We start from the raw sequence: 14951 nt of genomic DNA on the forward strand, positions 1-14951 counted from the left end.
CCGTTTTGCGCTAGGGTCGCGCCGACAAAAGGGGCCTTACTTTCATGACCTTGGCCGGTAAACGCATCGTTCTGATCATCGCCGGCGGCATTGCCGCCTACAAGAGCCTCGACCTGATCCGGCGGCTGCGGGAACGCGGGGCGAGCGTGACCCCCATCATGACGCGGGCGGCACAGGAATTCGTCACACCGCTTGCGGTGGGCGCGCTTTCGGCGAGCCATGTCTATCTCGATCTGTTTTCCCGCGAGGACGAGCAGGATGTCGGCCATATCCGGCTGGCGCGCGACTGTGACCTCGTGCTGGTGGCGCCTGTCACTGCCGACCTGATGGCCAAGATGGCGCATGGGCTGGCCGATGATCTGGCCTCCGCCGTGCTGCTTGCCAGCGATCGGCCGATCCTCGTTGCGCCGGCGATGAACCCGAAGATGTGGGAGAATGCCGCGACCGGACGCAATGTCGCGACGCTGAAGGCGGATGGAATCGCCATGATCGGCCCCATGGCCGGGGAGATGGCCGAGAGCGGCGAGCGCGGTGTCGGTCGCATGGCCGAACCGCTGGAGATCGTCGCGGCCGTGGAAGGCCTGCTGTCCGGACCGAAACCACTTTCCGGTCTGAAGGCGATCGTCACTTCAGGCCCGACACATGAGCCCATCGATCCCGTCCGCTATATCGCGAACCGCTCCTCCGGCAAGCAGGGGCACGCGATTGCCGCAGCACTTGCCCGGCTGGGGGCCGAGGTCACGCTGGTCTCGGGGCCGGTGACGATTCCCGACCCCCATGGGGTGCGCGTTCTGCATGTGGAGCGGGCCGAAGAGATGCGCGATGCCGTCATCGCCAACCTGCCGGCCGATATCGCCGTGATGGTGGCTGCTGTCGCCGACTGGCGGGTGGCTTCGGGTTCCGACCAGAAGATCAAGAAGCAGCCGGGCGAGGCGCCGCCCCCTCTCTTGCTCACCGAAAACCCGGATATCCTGAAGACCGTCGGGCATCACGCTCAACGCCCGCGCCTGGTGGTGGGCTTTGCCGCCGAGACGCAGGATGTGGACGCCAATGGACGGGCGAAGCTGGAACGCAAGGGGGCGGACCTGATCGTGGCCAATGACGTTTCGCCGGAGACCGGCATCATGGGCGGGGATCGCAATCGCGTCCGGCTGATCACGAAGAGTGGTGTCGAGGACTGGCCCGATCTCTCCAAGGACGAGGTTGCAGACCGGCTGGCTGCGTGGATTGCCACGCATGTGCAAGGCGCGCCCGCATGAACCTGTTCGATCGCGGCGATTTCACGAGCTTCGTCGAAGACCTGGCCGGGACCAGCCTCGTCGACCAATGGGACAGCCGTGTCGCCAAGGTCGGAGACAAGGTCTTTGGCCTTCTCAGCGATGCGGACCGACACCTCGCCTTCAAGGTGAGCGAGGAAAGTTTCGAGATCCTGACTTCGCTCGACGGCGTGTCCCAGGCGCCGTATTTCGCCAAGCGCAAATGGGTGAGCGTCCGCCCGGATACGGAACTGACGGCAGCGGATGTCGAGGAATATCTTGTTCGATCCTACCGGACCGTCAGCGGCAGCCTGACGCGCAAGCTCAGGCGGGAACTCGGGATCGAAGACTAGAGCCGTTCATTTTTAAATGGAAGCAGTTCTGCCGGAGCAGGTTTTCGTCGGGGCAGTGGCGATGGGCGACGTGCATACCCGGATGTATGTGCGAGCCGATCGCCGCTGATCCCGGCGGAAAGATGCCCGGCCCTTCGGGTTGGCTGAAACGGGCCGCCTGATCGACCGGCCGGCTTGGCCGTAGGCAGTAGCTACGACACGCGCCGGCCGGTCGACCATCCGACTCCGTTTGAGCCAACAGAGCTGATTCCATTTAGAAATGAACGGCTCTAGAGAACGACGTTTTCAGCCGGCCAGCGCGATTGGCCGGTCCGGCGCCATGTCGATCCGCGCGGAGACCGGCTTGAACTCGGCAGCCTCCAGCCCCTTGGCGCTCAAGATCACGGCACTCGAAGCCGGGATTTCGACCCAGGTATCGGCTTCGTCGTTCAGCGGCTCGGAGACGAGGCAATAGCTGCCCTTCGGCCCCATGGGGGCGGCGTAGAGCGTGGGGGCGAATTCATCGGTCGAATAGCGGACAGCATACAGCGTGTCGCCATCCGAGAAGGCGGCGGTCAGGCGGATGCCGGCGGCGCCTGCCAGGTGCAGGCTGATCTGCTCGACGAAACCGACGGCCTCTGCCATGGCGGCAAGCGGGCGATCCTTCATGCCGAATTGCAGGGCCAGCAGGAACAGAAGTTCGCTGTCGGTTGTGCCGACGCGGGCGTGGAAATGCTCGTCGTCGAGCATGGCTTCCATCGGCCGGCGAATGCGGTCGAAATGATCGATCTGGCCATTGTGCATGAAGGACCAGGTGTCGTGCACAAAGGGATGACAGTTGTCGCGACGGGTCGACCCATGGGTCGCGGCGCGCACATGGGCGAGGAACAGCGGCGAGCGGATCTGGCGGGCGAGGCTTTTCAGATTGCAGTCGGACCACGCCGGCAGGACATCACGAAAACGGCCCGGCTCCGGCCGGTCGCCATACCAGGCGATGCCGAAGCCATCAGCATTGGTGGCGGTCTTGGCGCGGGTGGCGCAATGGGACTGTTCAATGAGCGAGTGTGCGGGCGAGGTGACGAGTTCCTCGAGGAAGATCGCTTCTCCGCGATAGGCTGCCCAACGACACATGCGTTTCACAACTCCGGAAGGCGCCGACACAAGGGCTGCCCGACAACAGTGTTGGCCCGATAGGCTAACGATTTGCAAACATCCGCACGTTCATGACAGAATTTTGTCGGCCGTCGCAATCTTTTTCTGCAGTGCAGCAGGGGCAAATGTGAACACTGCGTTCCGCCCTCCGCTCCTGTGGCGCGGCGGCCAGAGCGGTTATATCTTGCTCAACACGCAACGCATTCGGCCAAGGAGCCAGTCCCCATGTCCATTCGTCCCGTCAAGCATGAGAGCCGCGCCACACCGACCATGGAAGGTGCCGGCGTCAAGCTGCACCGCGTCTTCGGCTTCGGTGATCCCTCGATGACCGACCCCTTCCTGATGATGGACGATTTCCGCAATGACGATCCGAGCGATTACATCCGTGGCTTTCCCTGGCATCCGCATCGCGGCATCGAGACGATCACCTATGTTCTGGCCGGCACCGTCGAACATGGCGACAGTCTGGGCAACCAGGGCATGCTGGGCGCCGGCGATCTGCAATGGATGACGGCCGGCAGCGGCATCATGCATCAGGAAATGCCGAAGGGCGATTTCGCCGGGCGGATGCATGGCTTCCAGCTCTGGGCCAACCTGCCCTCGTCTCTGAAGATGACGACCCCGCGCTACCAGGACATCAAGTCGGCCGACATTCCTGTCGTCGTCGACGATGACGGAACGGCCGTGCGTGTCATCTGTGGCGACTTCTGGGGCAAGAGCGGACCCGTGGACGGCATCGCCGCCGAGCCTGTCTATCTCGACATCTCGGTACCGCCCGGCAAGCGCAAGACCTTCCCGGTCGATACCTATCGCTCGGCTTTCGCCTATATCTTTGCCGGTTCCGGCTCTTTCCGTGACGCCTCCAAGCCGTTCGGGGTGAAGGTCGAGAAGGAATACATGGGCGAAGAGCTCAACATCCGCGATCTCTCCGGCAATCGCACGCTGGTGGTCTTCGACACCGGCGACGAAATCACCGTACAGGCCGGCGAGCAGGGTATCCGCTTCCTGCTGGTGACGGGCAAGCCGATCAAGGAGCCTGTCGCCTGGCACGGGCCGATCGTGATGAACAGCCGTGAGGAGCTGATGCAGGCCATGCGTGAACTGCAGAATGGAACCTTTATCAAGGCCGATCATTAATAGGGTGCAGTCAAGTTCATCTCGCCCGGCGGTCCTCCAGCGCCGGGCTTTTCTTTGCCCGGAGGTTGCCCTTGCGGATCACCGGTGCCTGCCATTGCGGCGCTGTTCGTTATGAAGCGGAGATCGAACCCCAGCGGATCGGCATCTGTCATTGCACCGATTGCCAACGCCTGACGGGCTCTGCCTATCGGGTGACGGCGGCCGCCCTTCCCGATCGTTTCCGCCTCCTCTGCGGCATACCGCGCCGCTATCGCAAACTCGGCGACAGCGGCCAGCCGAGTGACCAGTTCTTCTGCGGCGATTGCGGCTCGCCGCTCTGGCGAGAGAGTGCCGACGGGAAGATCGGTATCCGGCTTGGGACCATCGACCAACGCCTTGAGCTCAAACCGCACCACCAGTCATGGCTGGGCTCCGCCCTGCCCTTCGTCTTCGATATCAGCGGGCTCGAACGCCAGGAAGACAGCTGAGGCTGTTCAGTCCGCCGCACCGGCGCGCCAGAGCGCATGGAAATGATGTACGGGTCCATGACCGCTGCCCACTTCGAGCTGGTCCGCCATGGTAATGGCCTGCTGCAGCCAGAGTTTGGCCGAGGAGACGGCTTCGCCGAGCGGCTTGCCTTTGCCGAGCTCCGCAGCGATGGCGCTCGACAGCGAGCAGCCGGTGCCATGGGTGTTGCTGCCGGCAATCCGCACGCCTTCGAACCAGCTGATGCCCTCCCCGCTCAAAAGGCAATCCGGGCTTTCTGGCCCGGCGAGGTGGCCACCTTTCATCAATATGGCGGCCGGGCCGAGGGCCGCCAGCCGGCTGGCTTGCTCGGCCATGGTCGCACGATCGGCCGCTTCCTGTGCGCCAAGGAGGGCGGCGGCTTCCGGCAAGTTGGGGGTCAAGAGCGTGGCAAGCGGCAGCAGACGATCCTTCAGCACGGCGACCGCCTCCGGATCGAGCAGCGCCGCCCCGCCCTTGGCGATCATGACAGGATCGAGCACAACGGGAATGCCGCGATGAGGTTCGAGGGCGCGGGCGACGGCCTCGGCAATCCGGGCATTCGCGATCATGCCAATCTTCACCGCATCGACGCGGATGTCGGCAAAGACCATGCGGATCTGCTCTTCGACGAAGTCGGGGGCGAGCGGGCAGACGGCCGAGACGCCCCGGGTGTTCTGGGCGGTGAGCGCGGTGAGCGCCGCCATGGCATAACAACCGCGCGCGGAAATCGCCTTGATATCCGCCTGGATACCCGCGCCGCCCGATGGATCGGAGCCGGCGATGGACAGGACGTTGCGGATGGACGTGGTCGTCATGGGCGCGCTCCCTTGCAAGGGCGGAGCGGCGGCGATCTACAGCAGTCCGGCTGCCGAAACGACCGATCGACTCCCTCCGCCAGCATGATCTGGTTCAGGTTCAAAGGGTGCTTCTCAGCCCGGCTCTCGCCAGACGCCCCTGTCTCTCATGGTCAAGACTAGGCGAGGGCGGACGTCCTGTCACCTGTCTCTCGCTGCTCCCCACTTAAACATTTGCCGCCGAAGCGCTCTCCGGCTAGGGAGGGATCGACACGACAGAACGAGGACCCCGCTCTTGCATCACTCCCCCGAGCGTCTTTTCGACCGACCTTTTCACGGCTTTCTCTTCGACATGGACGGAACGCTTCTGAATTCCACCGCCTCCACCGAGCGGGTCTGGAGTCGCTGGGCCCGCAAACACGGACTCGACGTCGAAGCCTTCCTTCCGACCATGCATGGCAGACGCGGCATCGATACGATCCGTGGGCTGAACCTGCCGGGTGTCGATCCATTCGTGGAAGCGCTAGAGGTCGAACGCGGGGAAACGGAGGATCTCGACGGGGTTGTGGCCCTTCCCGGTGCCATCGCGTTTCTCTCAAGCCTGCCGCCGGAATGCTGGGCGATCGTCACCTCTGCGCCCGCAGCCCTGGCGCGCGCGCGGATCGGCGCTGCGGGCCTGCCCTTCCCGGCAAAAATCGTGACGGCGGAGGATGTTAAGATCGGCAAGCCCGATCCGACCGGCTATCGCCTCGGCGCGGAGCGGCTTGGGGTCGATCCGGCGCAGTGCCTGGTGTTCGAGGATGTGCTGGCAGGTGTTCAGGCGGGCGAGGCTGCCGGCGCGCAGGTTGCCGTGATCACGGCAACGCATCGCAATCCCTTAGGCACGGACCACCCGACCATTGCGAGCTATGAAGGGCTGAGGGTAACCGTCGACGCCGAGAAACGCTTGCGGATCGTCGCGCGCGGCTGACGACAGGAGAACGCCGGGCAGTTCTTCGATACCGCCCGGCGCATCTTGATTAGATCACGCCGCCTTCGCGACGTGGTATTCCTTGATGGCGACCATCTTGATCGCCGGATAACGCTCGGCTTCGTAACGCAGCGAAAACTGGTCCTGCGCCATGAAGACGGGATCGCCGTCGAGGTCCCGGCAGATATCGCCACGACGCTGGGTCATGAACTTTTCCAGATCGTCCTTGTTGTCGGCCGAAATCCAGCGGCAGACCGAGAAGCGCGACATTTCGAAGGAAACCGGCAGGGTGTATTCGCCCTGCAGGCGTTCCTTCAAGACATCGAGCTGCAGCGCGCCGACGACGCCGACGATGGCGGGGGAGCCATCTTCCGGCGAGAAGAGCTGCACGACGCCTTCTTCGGCCATCTGCTGCAAGGCTTCCTTCAGCTTCTTCGCCTTCATCGCATCTTCCAGCCGCACGCGGCGCAGGATTTCCGGCGAGAAGTTCGGCACACCCTGGAAGACGAGGTTTTCGCCTTCGGTCAGCGTATCACCGATGCGAAGTGTGCCGTGGTTGGGGATGCCCACCACGTCGCCGGCAAAGGCGGTGTCGGCCAGCTGGCGCTGCGAGGCGAAGAAGAATTGCGGGGCGGTGAGGCCCATCAGCTTGCCGGTGCGGGCGAGCTTGGCCTTCATGCCACGTTCCAGCTTGCCGGAGCAGATGCGGGCAAAGGCGATGCGGTCGCGGTGGTTCGGGTCCATGTTGGCCTGGATCTTGAAGACGAAGGCCGTCATCTTTTCTTCCGAGGCATGCACGGTTCTGACATCGGCCACCTGGTCGCGCGGCGGCGGGGCGAAATCGCCGAGCGCATTGATCAGGTCGCGCACACCGAAGTTGCGCAGCGCCGAGCCGAAGAAGACCGGCGTCATATGGCCTTCGAGGAAGGCCTTGTGATCGAAGGGCTTGCAGGCTTCCTGCGCCAGTTCCAGCTCGTCAATGAAGGTGGCGCGCTCGTTTTCCGGCAGGTTTTCCGCGACATTCTTCGGGCTGTTGACGGCCAGCGCCTCGACCTGCTTGTCGGAGCCCCGGAAGGTGTTTTCGACCAGGTTATACGAGCCGCAGAAGCTCTTGGAACGGCCGACGGGCCAGGTGATCGGGGCCGTATCCAGCGCCAGCTTCTCTTCGACCTCATCGAGGATCTCGAAGATATCCCGGCTTTCGCGGTCCATCTTGTTGACGAAGGTGATGATCGGGATGTCGCGCATGCGGCAGACTTCGAACAGCTTCAAGGTCCGCGGCTCGATACCCTTGGCGGCATCGATGACCATGACGGCGGCATCGACGGCCGTCAGCGTGCGATAGGTGTCGTCGGCGAAGTCTTCGTGGCCGGGTGTGTCGAGAATGTTGAAGACATTGCCTTCATATTCGAAGGTCATGACAGAGGTGACGACCGAGATGCCGCGCTCGCGCTCGATCTTCATCCAGTCCGAGCGGGTCTGGATGCGATCCTTCTTGGCTTTCACTTCACCGGCGAGCTGGATGGCGCCGCCGAACAGCAGCAGCTTTTCGGTGAGCGTCGTCTTGCCGGCGTCCGGGTGGGCGATAATAGCAAAGGTGCGGCGGCGGGAGACCGCCTCTGCGAGGGTTTCAGCCATAATCTCAGGAATTCCTTTTGGTCGGCGGTTATCTAGCGTTTCGACGGCCAATATGCAATTGAGCGCGACAAACAAAGGAATGTGCCCATGTCCTCCATTCGCTCCGACGTGCTCGGCCCTCACCTCAATCTGAAGCGTCTGCCGCATGGCGAGGGTCTCTACCTGCCGGGTTACGAGACGACAGGGGCTGCGGGCATGGATTTGAGGGCTGCCGTGACGGCTGACGAACCCATGGTGCTGTCGCCGGGCCGCCGGGCGCTGGTCCCGACCGGTTTCATCTTCGAGATTCCCTTTGGCTTCGAAGCGCAGATCCGGCCCCGTTCCGGCCTTGCCTTCAAGCACGGCATTACCTGCCTCAACACGCCTGGTACCATCGACAGCGATTATCGCGGCGAGGTGAAGGTGCTGCTGATCAATCTCGGGGACGAGGATTTTGTCATTGAGCGCGGCATGCGGATCGCCCAGATGGTGATTGCGCCGGTGACGCAGGTGCTGGTGGCCGAGGTGACAGAGACATCAGACACGGCGCGGGGTGCGGGCGGTTTCGGGTCGACGGGGGTGTGAGAACACGGGCATGTCGGAGAGACTGAGCCTGCGGCAAGGCTATTTCGCCGATCCCAAGGCCTTTCAGGCACTCGCGGATCTGCTGCACGACGTGTTCGGCATCGACATCACTCTGCAGAACCGTCTCGGCGGACCAGACCCGTCGTCTATGCCGTTTGGGTACTTTGACGAAGCCGGCCGTTGCATTGCCAATTTCTCGGCATTTTCCATGCCGCTTGTGATTGAGGGCCGTGTCGTCAAGACGGCAGGTTTTCAATCTGGTGCCGTTCGCCCTGGCTATCGTGGACGGGGTCTTTACCGTGACCTCATGCACCGCGCCTTTGCCTGGGCCGACGCTGAGGGGTTCGAGGTCGGCATTCTCTTGACCGACAAGCCGGACCTTTATCGTTCTTTCGGGTTTCAGGTTGTCCCGCAGTTCCACTTTTGCGGAAACATGCCAAAAACCTCTTTCAGGAAGGTGCATTCGCGGGATCTCGACCTGGCAAATGCCGACGACATCACGTTGGTCTCAGACATTCTGGCCAACCGCCAACCGGTTTCCAGGATGTTTGCCGTCCAGCGCCAGTCCGAGATGTTTCTGCTCAATGCCCTCTTTGATCCGGAGATCCGGCTGAGTTACCTACCCGCTCTTGACGCCGTCATTGGCTGGAAGATCGATGGCGACACTGTGCAGTTGCTTGATATAGCTGCCCGCCAGATACCTTTGGTGGCGGACATCTGCGCCGCCTTGGGTGTCCCGCTTGAGCGGATCGAGGTGTTCTTCCCGACGGATCGCCTGGGGTGGAGCGGCGACGCGAAACCCTATGCCGGATCCTGCGCGTTGATGGTCAGGGGGATTGATCCGTCCGCTGTACCCACGCCCGCCATGCTGTCGCCTATGGCTGATTTTTAACTTGTAGCATGATCTCCCCCGTCAGCGCTGCGCTTCCGCCACCATGCGGATGGCGAGGGCCGCCAGGACCGTGCCCATCAGCCAGCGCTGCGCCACCATCCAGAACGGACGGCCGGCGAGGAAAAGCGTGATCGTCCCGGCGGAGAGCGCGATCAGCGCGTTGACGGATACGCTGATGACGATCTGGGTGAAGCCGAGGATGACGGACTGGACAAAGACGCTGCCCAACGCCGGATCGACGAATTGCGGCAGAAGCGACATGTAAAGGATCGCCACCTTCGGATTGAGCAGACTGGTGGCGAAACCCATGACGAAGAGTTTTCGCGGGCTGTCGACCGGCAGGTCGCGCACCTGGAAGGGCGAGCGGCCGCCGGGGCGTAGCGCCTGCCAGGCGAGCCATGCGAGATAAAGCGCACCGCAGAGTTTCAGCAGTTCATAAGCCATCGGGACGGCCAGCAACAGAACCGTGATGCCAAGCGCCGTGAGCAGCATGTAGACGAAAAACCCGAGCGCCACGCCGCCGAGCGAGACGAGGCCAGCGGCGGGGCCCTGGCAGATCGAGCGCGACACCAGATAGATCATGTTGGGGCCGGGGGTGAGCACCATGCCGAGACAGATGAGGGCAAAGGCGGCAAAGGCAGCAAGGCTCGGCATGCGGAGGGCTCCGGGATGGCGTTGTGCCAGTTAAGATGCGGCGCTCGTTCGCTGCAACGGGGAACGTGTCACCGTTGCAAGTCTCTCCGCCCCAGACTATGGAAATCGCACGGAGAGGGAGGCCATCATGACACTTGCCACTGTAATCGCCTATTGCGGCGCGCTTTTCATTGCAGCGGCCATTCCCGGCCCCGGTATGACCGCGATCGTCGCACGCGCGCTCGGCTCCGGCTTCCGGCCGACCTTCTTCATGGGGCTGGGCCTGATCCTCGGCGACATCATCTATCTGACGGCGGTGATCCTCGGCCTGGCGCTGGTGGCGAAAACCTTCGCCACCGTCTTCGTGGTGATCAAGTTCATCGGCGCTGCCTATCTCGTCTATATCGCCTACAAGCTGTGGACGGCGGGGCTTCTGTCGCAATCGGTGACGGCCGACAAGGAAAGCCGGGCCGGCCGCTCCTTCCTGTCCGGCCTGCTGGTGACGCTCGGCAATCCAAAGACCATGCTGTTCTACATTGCGCTGGCGCCGAGCCTTCTGCCGCTCAGTGCCATCGGGCTGTTTGACTACCTGCTGTTGATCAGCCTCACCTTCCTGGTGCTGATGGCCGTTCTCATCCCCTATATCCTGCTCGCCGCCCAGGCCCGGCACCTGATGAAGCGCCCCTCGGCGCTGAAGCTGCTGAACCGTGGGGCAGCCGGGATCCTGGCCAGCACCGCCGCCTATATTGCCGCTCGGCCTGTCTGACCGACGGGTTGAGACCTTGAGCCGATGTAGGGGCAATCCGGCCAACCTTGAGGCGGTCGGCGGAGGAATATTTCCCTTTTCAAACACGGCACGGAGAAAGGGTTCTGGCGGGCGGGAAACAATGTGCTTATCCTTGCGTGCAAGCAAAATTCTGCAGGGAGACGAAACATGACGGATGCCAAGAAACCAGGCCGCGGACGCGTCTATGGATCGATCACCGAAACGATCGGCGACACGCCCATCGTTCGGCTCGACAAGCTGGCCAGGGAAAAGGGCGTGAAGGCGCATCTGCTCGCCAAGCTCGAATTCTTCAATCCGATCGCCTCGGTCAAGGACCGTATCGGGGTCGCGATGATCGAAAGCCTGGAAGCCCAGGGCAAAATCACCCCCGGCAAGACCACGCTGATCGAGCCGACCTCCGGCAATACCGGCATCGCACTTGCCTTCGCCGCCGCTGCCAAGGGCTATCGGCTGATCCTCACCATGCCCGAGACCATGTCGATCGAGCGCCGCAAGATGCTGGCCCTGCTCGGGGCCGAACTCGTCTTGACCGAAGGCGCAAAGGGCATGAAGGGCGCGATCGCCAAGGCGCAGGAACTGGCCGAGGCGACACCGGATTCGATCATCCCCCAGCAGTTCGAGAACCCGGCCAATCCGGAGATCCACCGCAAGACGACGGCGGAAGAAATCTGGAACGACACCGAAGGCTCGATCGACATCTTCGTTTCCGGCATCGGCACCGGCGGCACGATCACCGGCACCGGCCAGGTGCTGAAGGCAAAGAAGCCAGCCATCCAGGTGGTCGCGGTCGAGCCGGCCGACAGCCCCGTGCTTTCGGGCGGCAATCCCGGTCCGCACAAGATCCAGGGCATCGGTGCGGGCTTCGCCCCTGCCATACTCGACACCAAGATCTATGACGAGGTCGTCACCGTCACCAATGACGAAGCATTCGAGAATGCGCGGCTGGTTGCCCGCCTCGAAGGCGTGCCTGTCGGGATTTCCTCAGGGGCCGCACTCACGGCCGCGATCAAGGTCGGGCAGCGCCCTGAAAACGCCGGCAAGACGATTGTGGTGATCATCCCCTCCTTTGCCGAGCGCTATCTCTCGACCGCACTGTTTGCCGGTCTCGGCGAATAACAGCCGGCAGACGCGGTCTCTGAAGGCCGCGTCTGCCATGCCTTTCGCCACCTCATCTGCGCCCGGCCAATTTCCGGTCTCCGGCCTCAGGGGGCATCGATCCTACCAGTCTCAATTCGCGCGCATTGGCTGCAGTCGGGCTTTGCGGTGGGGCGGAAATGCATTCAAATCGTCCAGATCCCTGCTTGCGATGAGCGTTAAATCGATATCAAGCTTGGCGGGTTGTCGCCAATGCACGGCTCAGCTAGGTTCGTGAGCACTTTCGTATCGATGACGAGGCCCATGCGCGCATATTTCGACACACTGCCAGCCTTTGCTGCTGTCCAGAAAACCCTGTCCGGCAAGGACAGGGTTGTGACCTATGGCGCGAGCCTGTTCGTCTTCCTCGTCGCGCTTCTGCTGCGGGCCTGGCTTGACCCGCTGATGCCCGCCGGTTTCCCCTTTCTGACCTTCTTCCCGGCCGTCGTCATCTGCGGTTTCGTCTTCGGTGTGCGACAGGGCATTCTGGTGTCGATTCTCTCCGGACTTGCCGCCTGGTATTTCTTCATTACGCCCTACCGTTTCGACGTCTCCGCCGGCACGCTGGTGGCGATGGGGCTTTATGTCTTTGTCATCGTCACGGATCTCACGCTCATCCACCTGATGATGGCGGCCTACCGCGCCGAGATCGCCGCCCGGCAGGAAACCCAACGGCTGGCCGACGGCCAGGAGGTGATGGCGCAGGAGCTCGACCATCGGCTGAAAAACATCTTCGCCACCATCAACGCCATCATCAGCCTGTCGCTGAAGAACGCCTCCAGCGCCGAGGAACTGGCAGCCCGACTGCGTGACCGGCTGACCGCGCTCGGTCGTTCAAACCTGCTCCTGCGCGGCCTGCGCGAGGGCGAGGACGCCTCCCTGCAGGCGGTCATCTTCCAGGCGCTTGAACCGTTTGCGGTGGTCGGCACGCCGCGCTTCTCGGCCTCCGGCCCGCGTGTGCCCGTCGGTGGCCAGACGGTCGTGGTGCTCAGCCTCATCCTGCACGAGCTTGGCACCAATGCTGCAAAATACGGCGCACTCAGCGTCGGCACTGGCCAGATCGACCTCACCTGGCGGCTTGAGCAGCCGGAAGGCGAAGAGAGCCGGCTCGTCATCGAGTGGCGCGAAACGGGCGGCCCGGTCCCCACGCCCCCCGAAGCGGGCGCTGGCGGTTTCGGCTCCACCCTGATGAAGCGGGTGATTTCAGGCGTGCGCGGCCAGGCTGAAATGCACTATCCCGAAACCGGCGCCGTCATTCGTATGTCGCTGCCAACCGACATGCTGCGGCCCAACGAGACATCACAGCCCGCCTGATCATCGGCCATCAGACCTGCTCTGCCGCCCACCCGGTCCTTCGGGCCAAACTCACGCGGCGCTTTTCCAGGCTGCATGCTCGCTCCAGCGTTAACACGCAGGCAAGGGCCCGGCCTTCTTCCGACTTGCCTATCCCTACGCAGCCGCTGCGAGGCGCTCCGAAGCGATGCGATAGGAGATCGCTTCGGCGAGGTGGATGCGGCCCAGGGTCTCCACGCCATCGAGATCGGCGAGCGTTCGCGCCACCTTCAAGACGCGGTGATAGCCGCGGGCCGAAAACCGGAATTTGTCCGCCGCATCGCGCAGGAGCTGCAGTCCGGAGGGGTCGGGTTCGGCGAGCGTTTCGATCAAGGCCGTGGAGCAGCGGGCATTCGTCGAAAAGGGCAGATCAAGCCGGGCAAAACGCTCGCGCTGGCGGTTGCGGGCGGCGGCCACGCGGCGGGCGACATCGGCGCTGTTTTCTGCCGTGCCGGGGCGGATGAGGTCGGAGGCCGAGACGGCCGGCACATCGATGCGGATGTCGATACGATCCACCAGCGGACCCGAGATGCGGCCCTGATACTCCGTCTGGCAGCGGATGCCGCGGGCGCAGACATGGCCTGGCTCCCCCGCCATGCCGCAGCGGCAGGGGTTCATCGCGGCCACCAGCTGGAAATCGGAGGGGTAGGAGACCCGGTGATTGGCGCGGGCGATGATGCATTCGCCGGTTTCGAGCGGCTGGCGGAGCGCATCCAGAACCGGCGGGGCAAATTCCGGCAGTTCGTCGAGAAAGAGAATGCCGTGATGGGCAAGCGAGGCCTCGCCCGGTCTCGCCTTCAGGCCACCGCCGACGAGCGCTGCCATGGTGGCCGAATGATGCGGGGTGCGGAAGGGGCGCCGATCGGAGAGCTTGCCGCCGGACAGTTGCCCGGCGATCGAATGGATCATCGAGACCTCAAGCAGTTCAGGCGCCGAGAGCGGTGGCAGGATCGAGGGCAGTCGGGCAGCCAGCATGGATTTTCCCGATCCCGGCGGACCGACCATCAGAAGGTTATGTCCACCGGCCGCCGCCACTTCGAGCGCGCGTTTTGCGCTTTCCTGGCCCTTGATATCGGCAAGGTCAGGCAGGTTGGCGGGCAAGGCACGGACGGAGGGTTCCGGACGGGACAGGATCTGCGTGCCGCGAAAATGGTTGGCGAGGCCAATCAGGCTGCGCGGAGCGAGGATATCGAGTTCGGCGCCGGCCCAGGCGGCTTCAGCACCACTCTCGGCCGGACAGATCAGGCCCTTGTCGACACTGTTGGCGCTGATGGCGGCCGGAAGCGCGCCGGCGATGGGGGCGATGGTGCCGTCGAGATTGAGTTCGCCGATGACCAGATAGCCCGAGAGGGCGTCGCCCGGAATGGCGCCGAGGGCCGCCATCAGCCCGAGCGCGATGGGCAGATCGAAATGCGAACCCTCCTTCGGAAGGTCTGCCGGTGCCAGATTGACGGTGATCTTCTTGGGCGGCAGCGAGAGACCCGAGGCATGCAGGGCGGCCTGCACCCGCTCCCGGCTTTCGGCGACCGCCTTGTCGGGCAGGCCGACGATCTGCATGCCGGCCTTGCCGGGGGCAACCATGACCTGGACATCGACGGGCACACCCTCGATCCCCTGGAATGCAACCGTACTGACACGCGCTACCATTGCCCGCCCTCGCCGATCGATCTGAAGCCGTCACCGCAACTTCATATTGCGTGTGATGACGGGAACAATCTCGCATAAGGCGCAGAAAATAGCAAGAACGTTTGCAGAACATTCACATCTGCAGGTAAGCGGCCGGTTGTGCCGGGTTGTGCAAGCAGAACGAGTGATGAACTTCTGAAATGGAATCAGGCGGTTGC

At 63.3% G+C, this 14951-nt stretch carries 15 protein-coding genes and 1 riboswitch; of the genes, 10 read left to right on the forward strand and 5 right to left on the reverse strand.

The window, feature by feature from the left end; translation table 11 throughout:
- The first annotated feature begins 44 nt into the window (after positions 1–44).
- Complete coding sequence (gene coaBC, locus DMY87_RS05495; protein WP_110790219.1) at positions 45–1259, forward strand: bifunctional phosphopantothenoylcysteine decarboxylase/phosphopantothenate--cysteine ligase CoaBC; 1215 nt, start codon at positions 45–47, stop codon at positions 1257–1259.
- Complete coding sequence (locus DMY87_RS05500; RefSeq protein WP_110790220.1) at positions 1256–1609, forward strand: MmcQ/YjbR family DNA-binding protein; 354 nt, start codon at positions 1256–1258, stop codon at positions 1607–1609. The genes coaBC and DMY87_RS05500 overlap by 4 nt, the downstream gene beginning before the upstream one ends.
- 285 nt (positions 1610–1894) lie before the next feature.
- On the opposite strand, the gene DMY87_RS05510 is transcribed toward DMY87_RS05500, so the two are convergent.
- Positions 1895–2719, reverse strand: a complete 825-nt coding sequence (locus tag DMY87_RS05510; protein WP_110790221.1) for a class II glutamine amidotransferase — start codon at positions 2717–2719, stop codon at positions 1895–1897.
- A 246-nt stretch (positions 2720–2965) separates the two neighbouring features.
- Here DMY87_RS05510 and DMY87_RS05515 point away from each other — a divergent pair, with 246 nt between their 5' ends.
- Positions 2966–3877, forward strand: coding sequence for a pirin family protein (locus DMY87_RS05515; protein WP_110790222.1), 912 nt, complete (start codon positions 2966–2968; stop codon positions 3875–3877).
- A 71-nt stretch (positions 3878–3948) separates the two neighbouring features.
- Positions 3949–4344, forward strand: a complete 396-nt coding sequence (locus DMY87_RS05520) for a GFA family protein (RefSeq protein ID WP_110790223.1) — start codon at positions 3949–3951, stop codon at positions 4342–4344.
- 6 nt (positions 4345–4350) lie between these two features.
- Here the strand turns inward: DMY87_RS05520 and thiD are convergent, their stop codons facing one another.
- Positions 4351–5178, reverse strand: a complete 828-nt coding sequence (gene thiD, locus DMY87_RS05525) for a bifunctional hydroxymethylpyrimidine kinase/phosphomethylpyrimidine kinase (protein WP_110790224.1) — start codon at positions 5176–5178, stop codon at positions 4351–4353.
- A gap of 54 nt (positions 5179–5232) precedes the next feature.
- Positions 5233–5329, reverse strand: a riboswitch (TPP riboswitch).
- A 123-nt stretch (positions 5330–5452) separates the two neighbouring features.
- Here thiD and DMY87_RS05530 point away from each other — a divergent pair.
- Positions 5453–6127 (forward strand): HAD-IA family hydrolase, encoded by a 675-nt coding sequence (locus DMY87_RS05530; RefSeq protein ID WP_245408822.1) that lies wholly within the window; start codon positions 5453–5455, stop codon positions 6125–6127.
- Positions 6128–6181: 54 nt separating this feature from the next.
- On the opposite strand, the gene DMY87_RS05535 is transcribed toward DMY87_RS05530, so the two are convergent.
- Positions 6182–7765, reverse strand: a complete 1584-nt coding sequence (locus tag DMY87_RS05535; RefSeq protein WP_110790225.1) for a peptide chain release factor 3 — start codon at positions 7763–7765, stop codon at positions 6182–6184.
- A gap of 87 nt (positions 7766–7852) precedes the next feature.
- Between DMY87_RS05535 and dut the strand changes: the two genes are divergently transcribed.
- Both dut and DMY87_RS05545 read left to right on the forward strand, forming a co-directional pair.
- A complete protein-coding gene (gene dut, locus DMY87_RS05540) occupies positions 7853–8329 on the forward strand; it encodes a dUTP diphosphatase (RefSeq protein ID WP_110790226.1) in 477 nt (158 codons plus the stop codon).
- Between the two features lie 91 nt (positions 8330–8420).
- Positions 8421–9221 carry a GNAT family N-acetyltransferase gene (locus DMY87_RS05545; RefSeq protein ID WP_245408823.1) on the forward strand — a complete coding sequence of 267 codons (801 nt, stop codon included), beginning with the start codon at positions 8421–8423 and terminating at the stop codon, positions 9219–9221.
- Positions 9222–9242: 21 nt separating this feature from the next.
- On the opposite strand, the gene DMY87_RS05550 is transcribed toward DMY87_RS05545, so the two are convergent.
- Positions 9243–9875: a LysE family translocator gene (locus DMY87_RS05550; protein ID WP_110790228.1), complete on the reverse strand. Its 633-nt coding sequence runs from the start codon at positions 9873–9875 to the stop codon at positions 9243–9245.
- Between the two features lie 127 nt (positions 9876–10002).
- Here DMY87_RS05550 and DMY87_RS05555 point away from each other — a divergent pair, with 127 nt between their 5' ends.
- The 3 genes from DMY87_RS05555 (at position 10003) to DMY87_RS05565 (ending at position 13089) form a co-directional block, all read left to right on the forward strand.
- Positions 10003–10620 (forward strand): LysE family translocator, encoded by a 618-nt coding sequence (locus tag DMY87_RS05555; RefSeq protein WP_110790229.1) that lies wholly within the window; start codon positions 10003–10005, stop codon positions 10618–10620.
- Positions 10621–10788: 168 nt separating this feature from the next.
- A complete protein-coding gene (gene cysK, locus DMY87_RS05560; RefSeq protein WP_110790230.1) occupies positions 10789–11757 on the forward strand; it encodes a cysteine synthase A in 969 nt (322 codons plus the stop codon).
- A gap of 282 nt (positions 11758–12039) precedes the next feature.
- Entirely contained in the window at positions 12040–13089 is a 1050-nt protein-coding gene (locus tag DMY87_RS05565) for an HWE histidine kinase domain-containing protein (RefSeq protein ID WP_110790231.1), read from the forward strand.
- 135 nt (positions 13090–13224) lie between these two features.
- On the opposite strand, the gene DMY87_RS05570 is transcribed toward DMY87_RS05565, so the two are convergent.
- Positions 13225–14754, reverse strand: coding sequence for a YifB family Mg chelatase-like AAA ATPase (locus DMY87_RS05570; protein ID WP_110790232.1), 1530 nt, complete (start codon positions 14752–14754; stop codon positions 13225–13227).
- Between the last annotated feature and the right edge of the window lie 197 nt (positions 14755–14951).

The organism is Peteryoungia wuzhouensis, from assembly GCF_003205195.1.
GTDB lineage: Bacteria > Pseudomonadota > Alphaproteobacteria > Rhizobiales > Rhizobiaceae > Allorhizobium > Allorhizobium wuzhouense.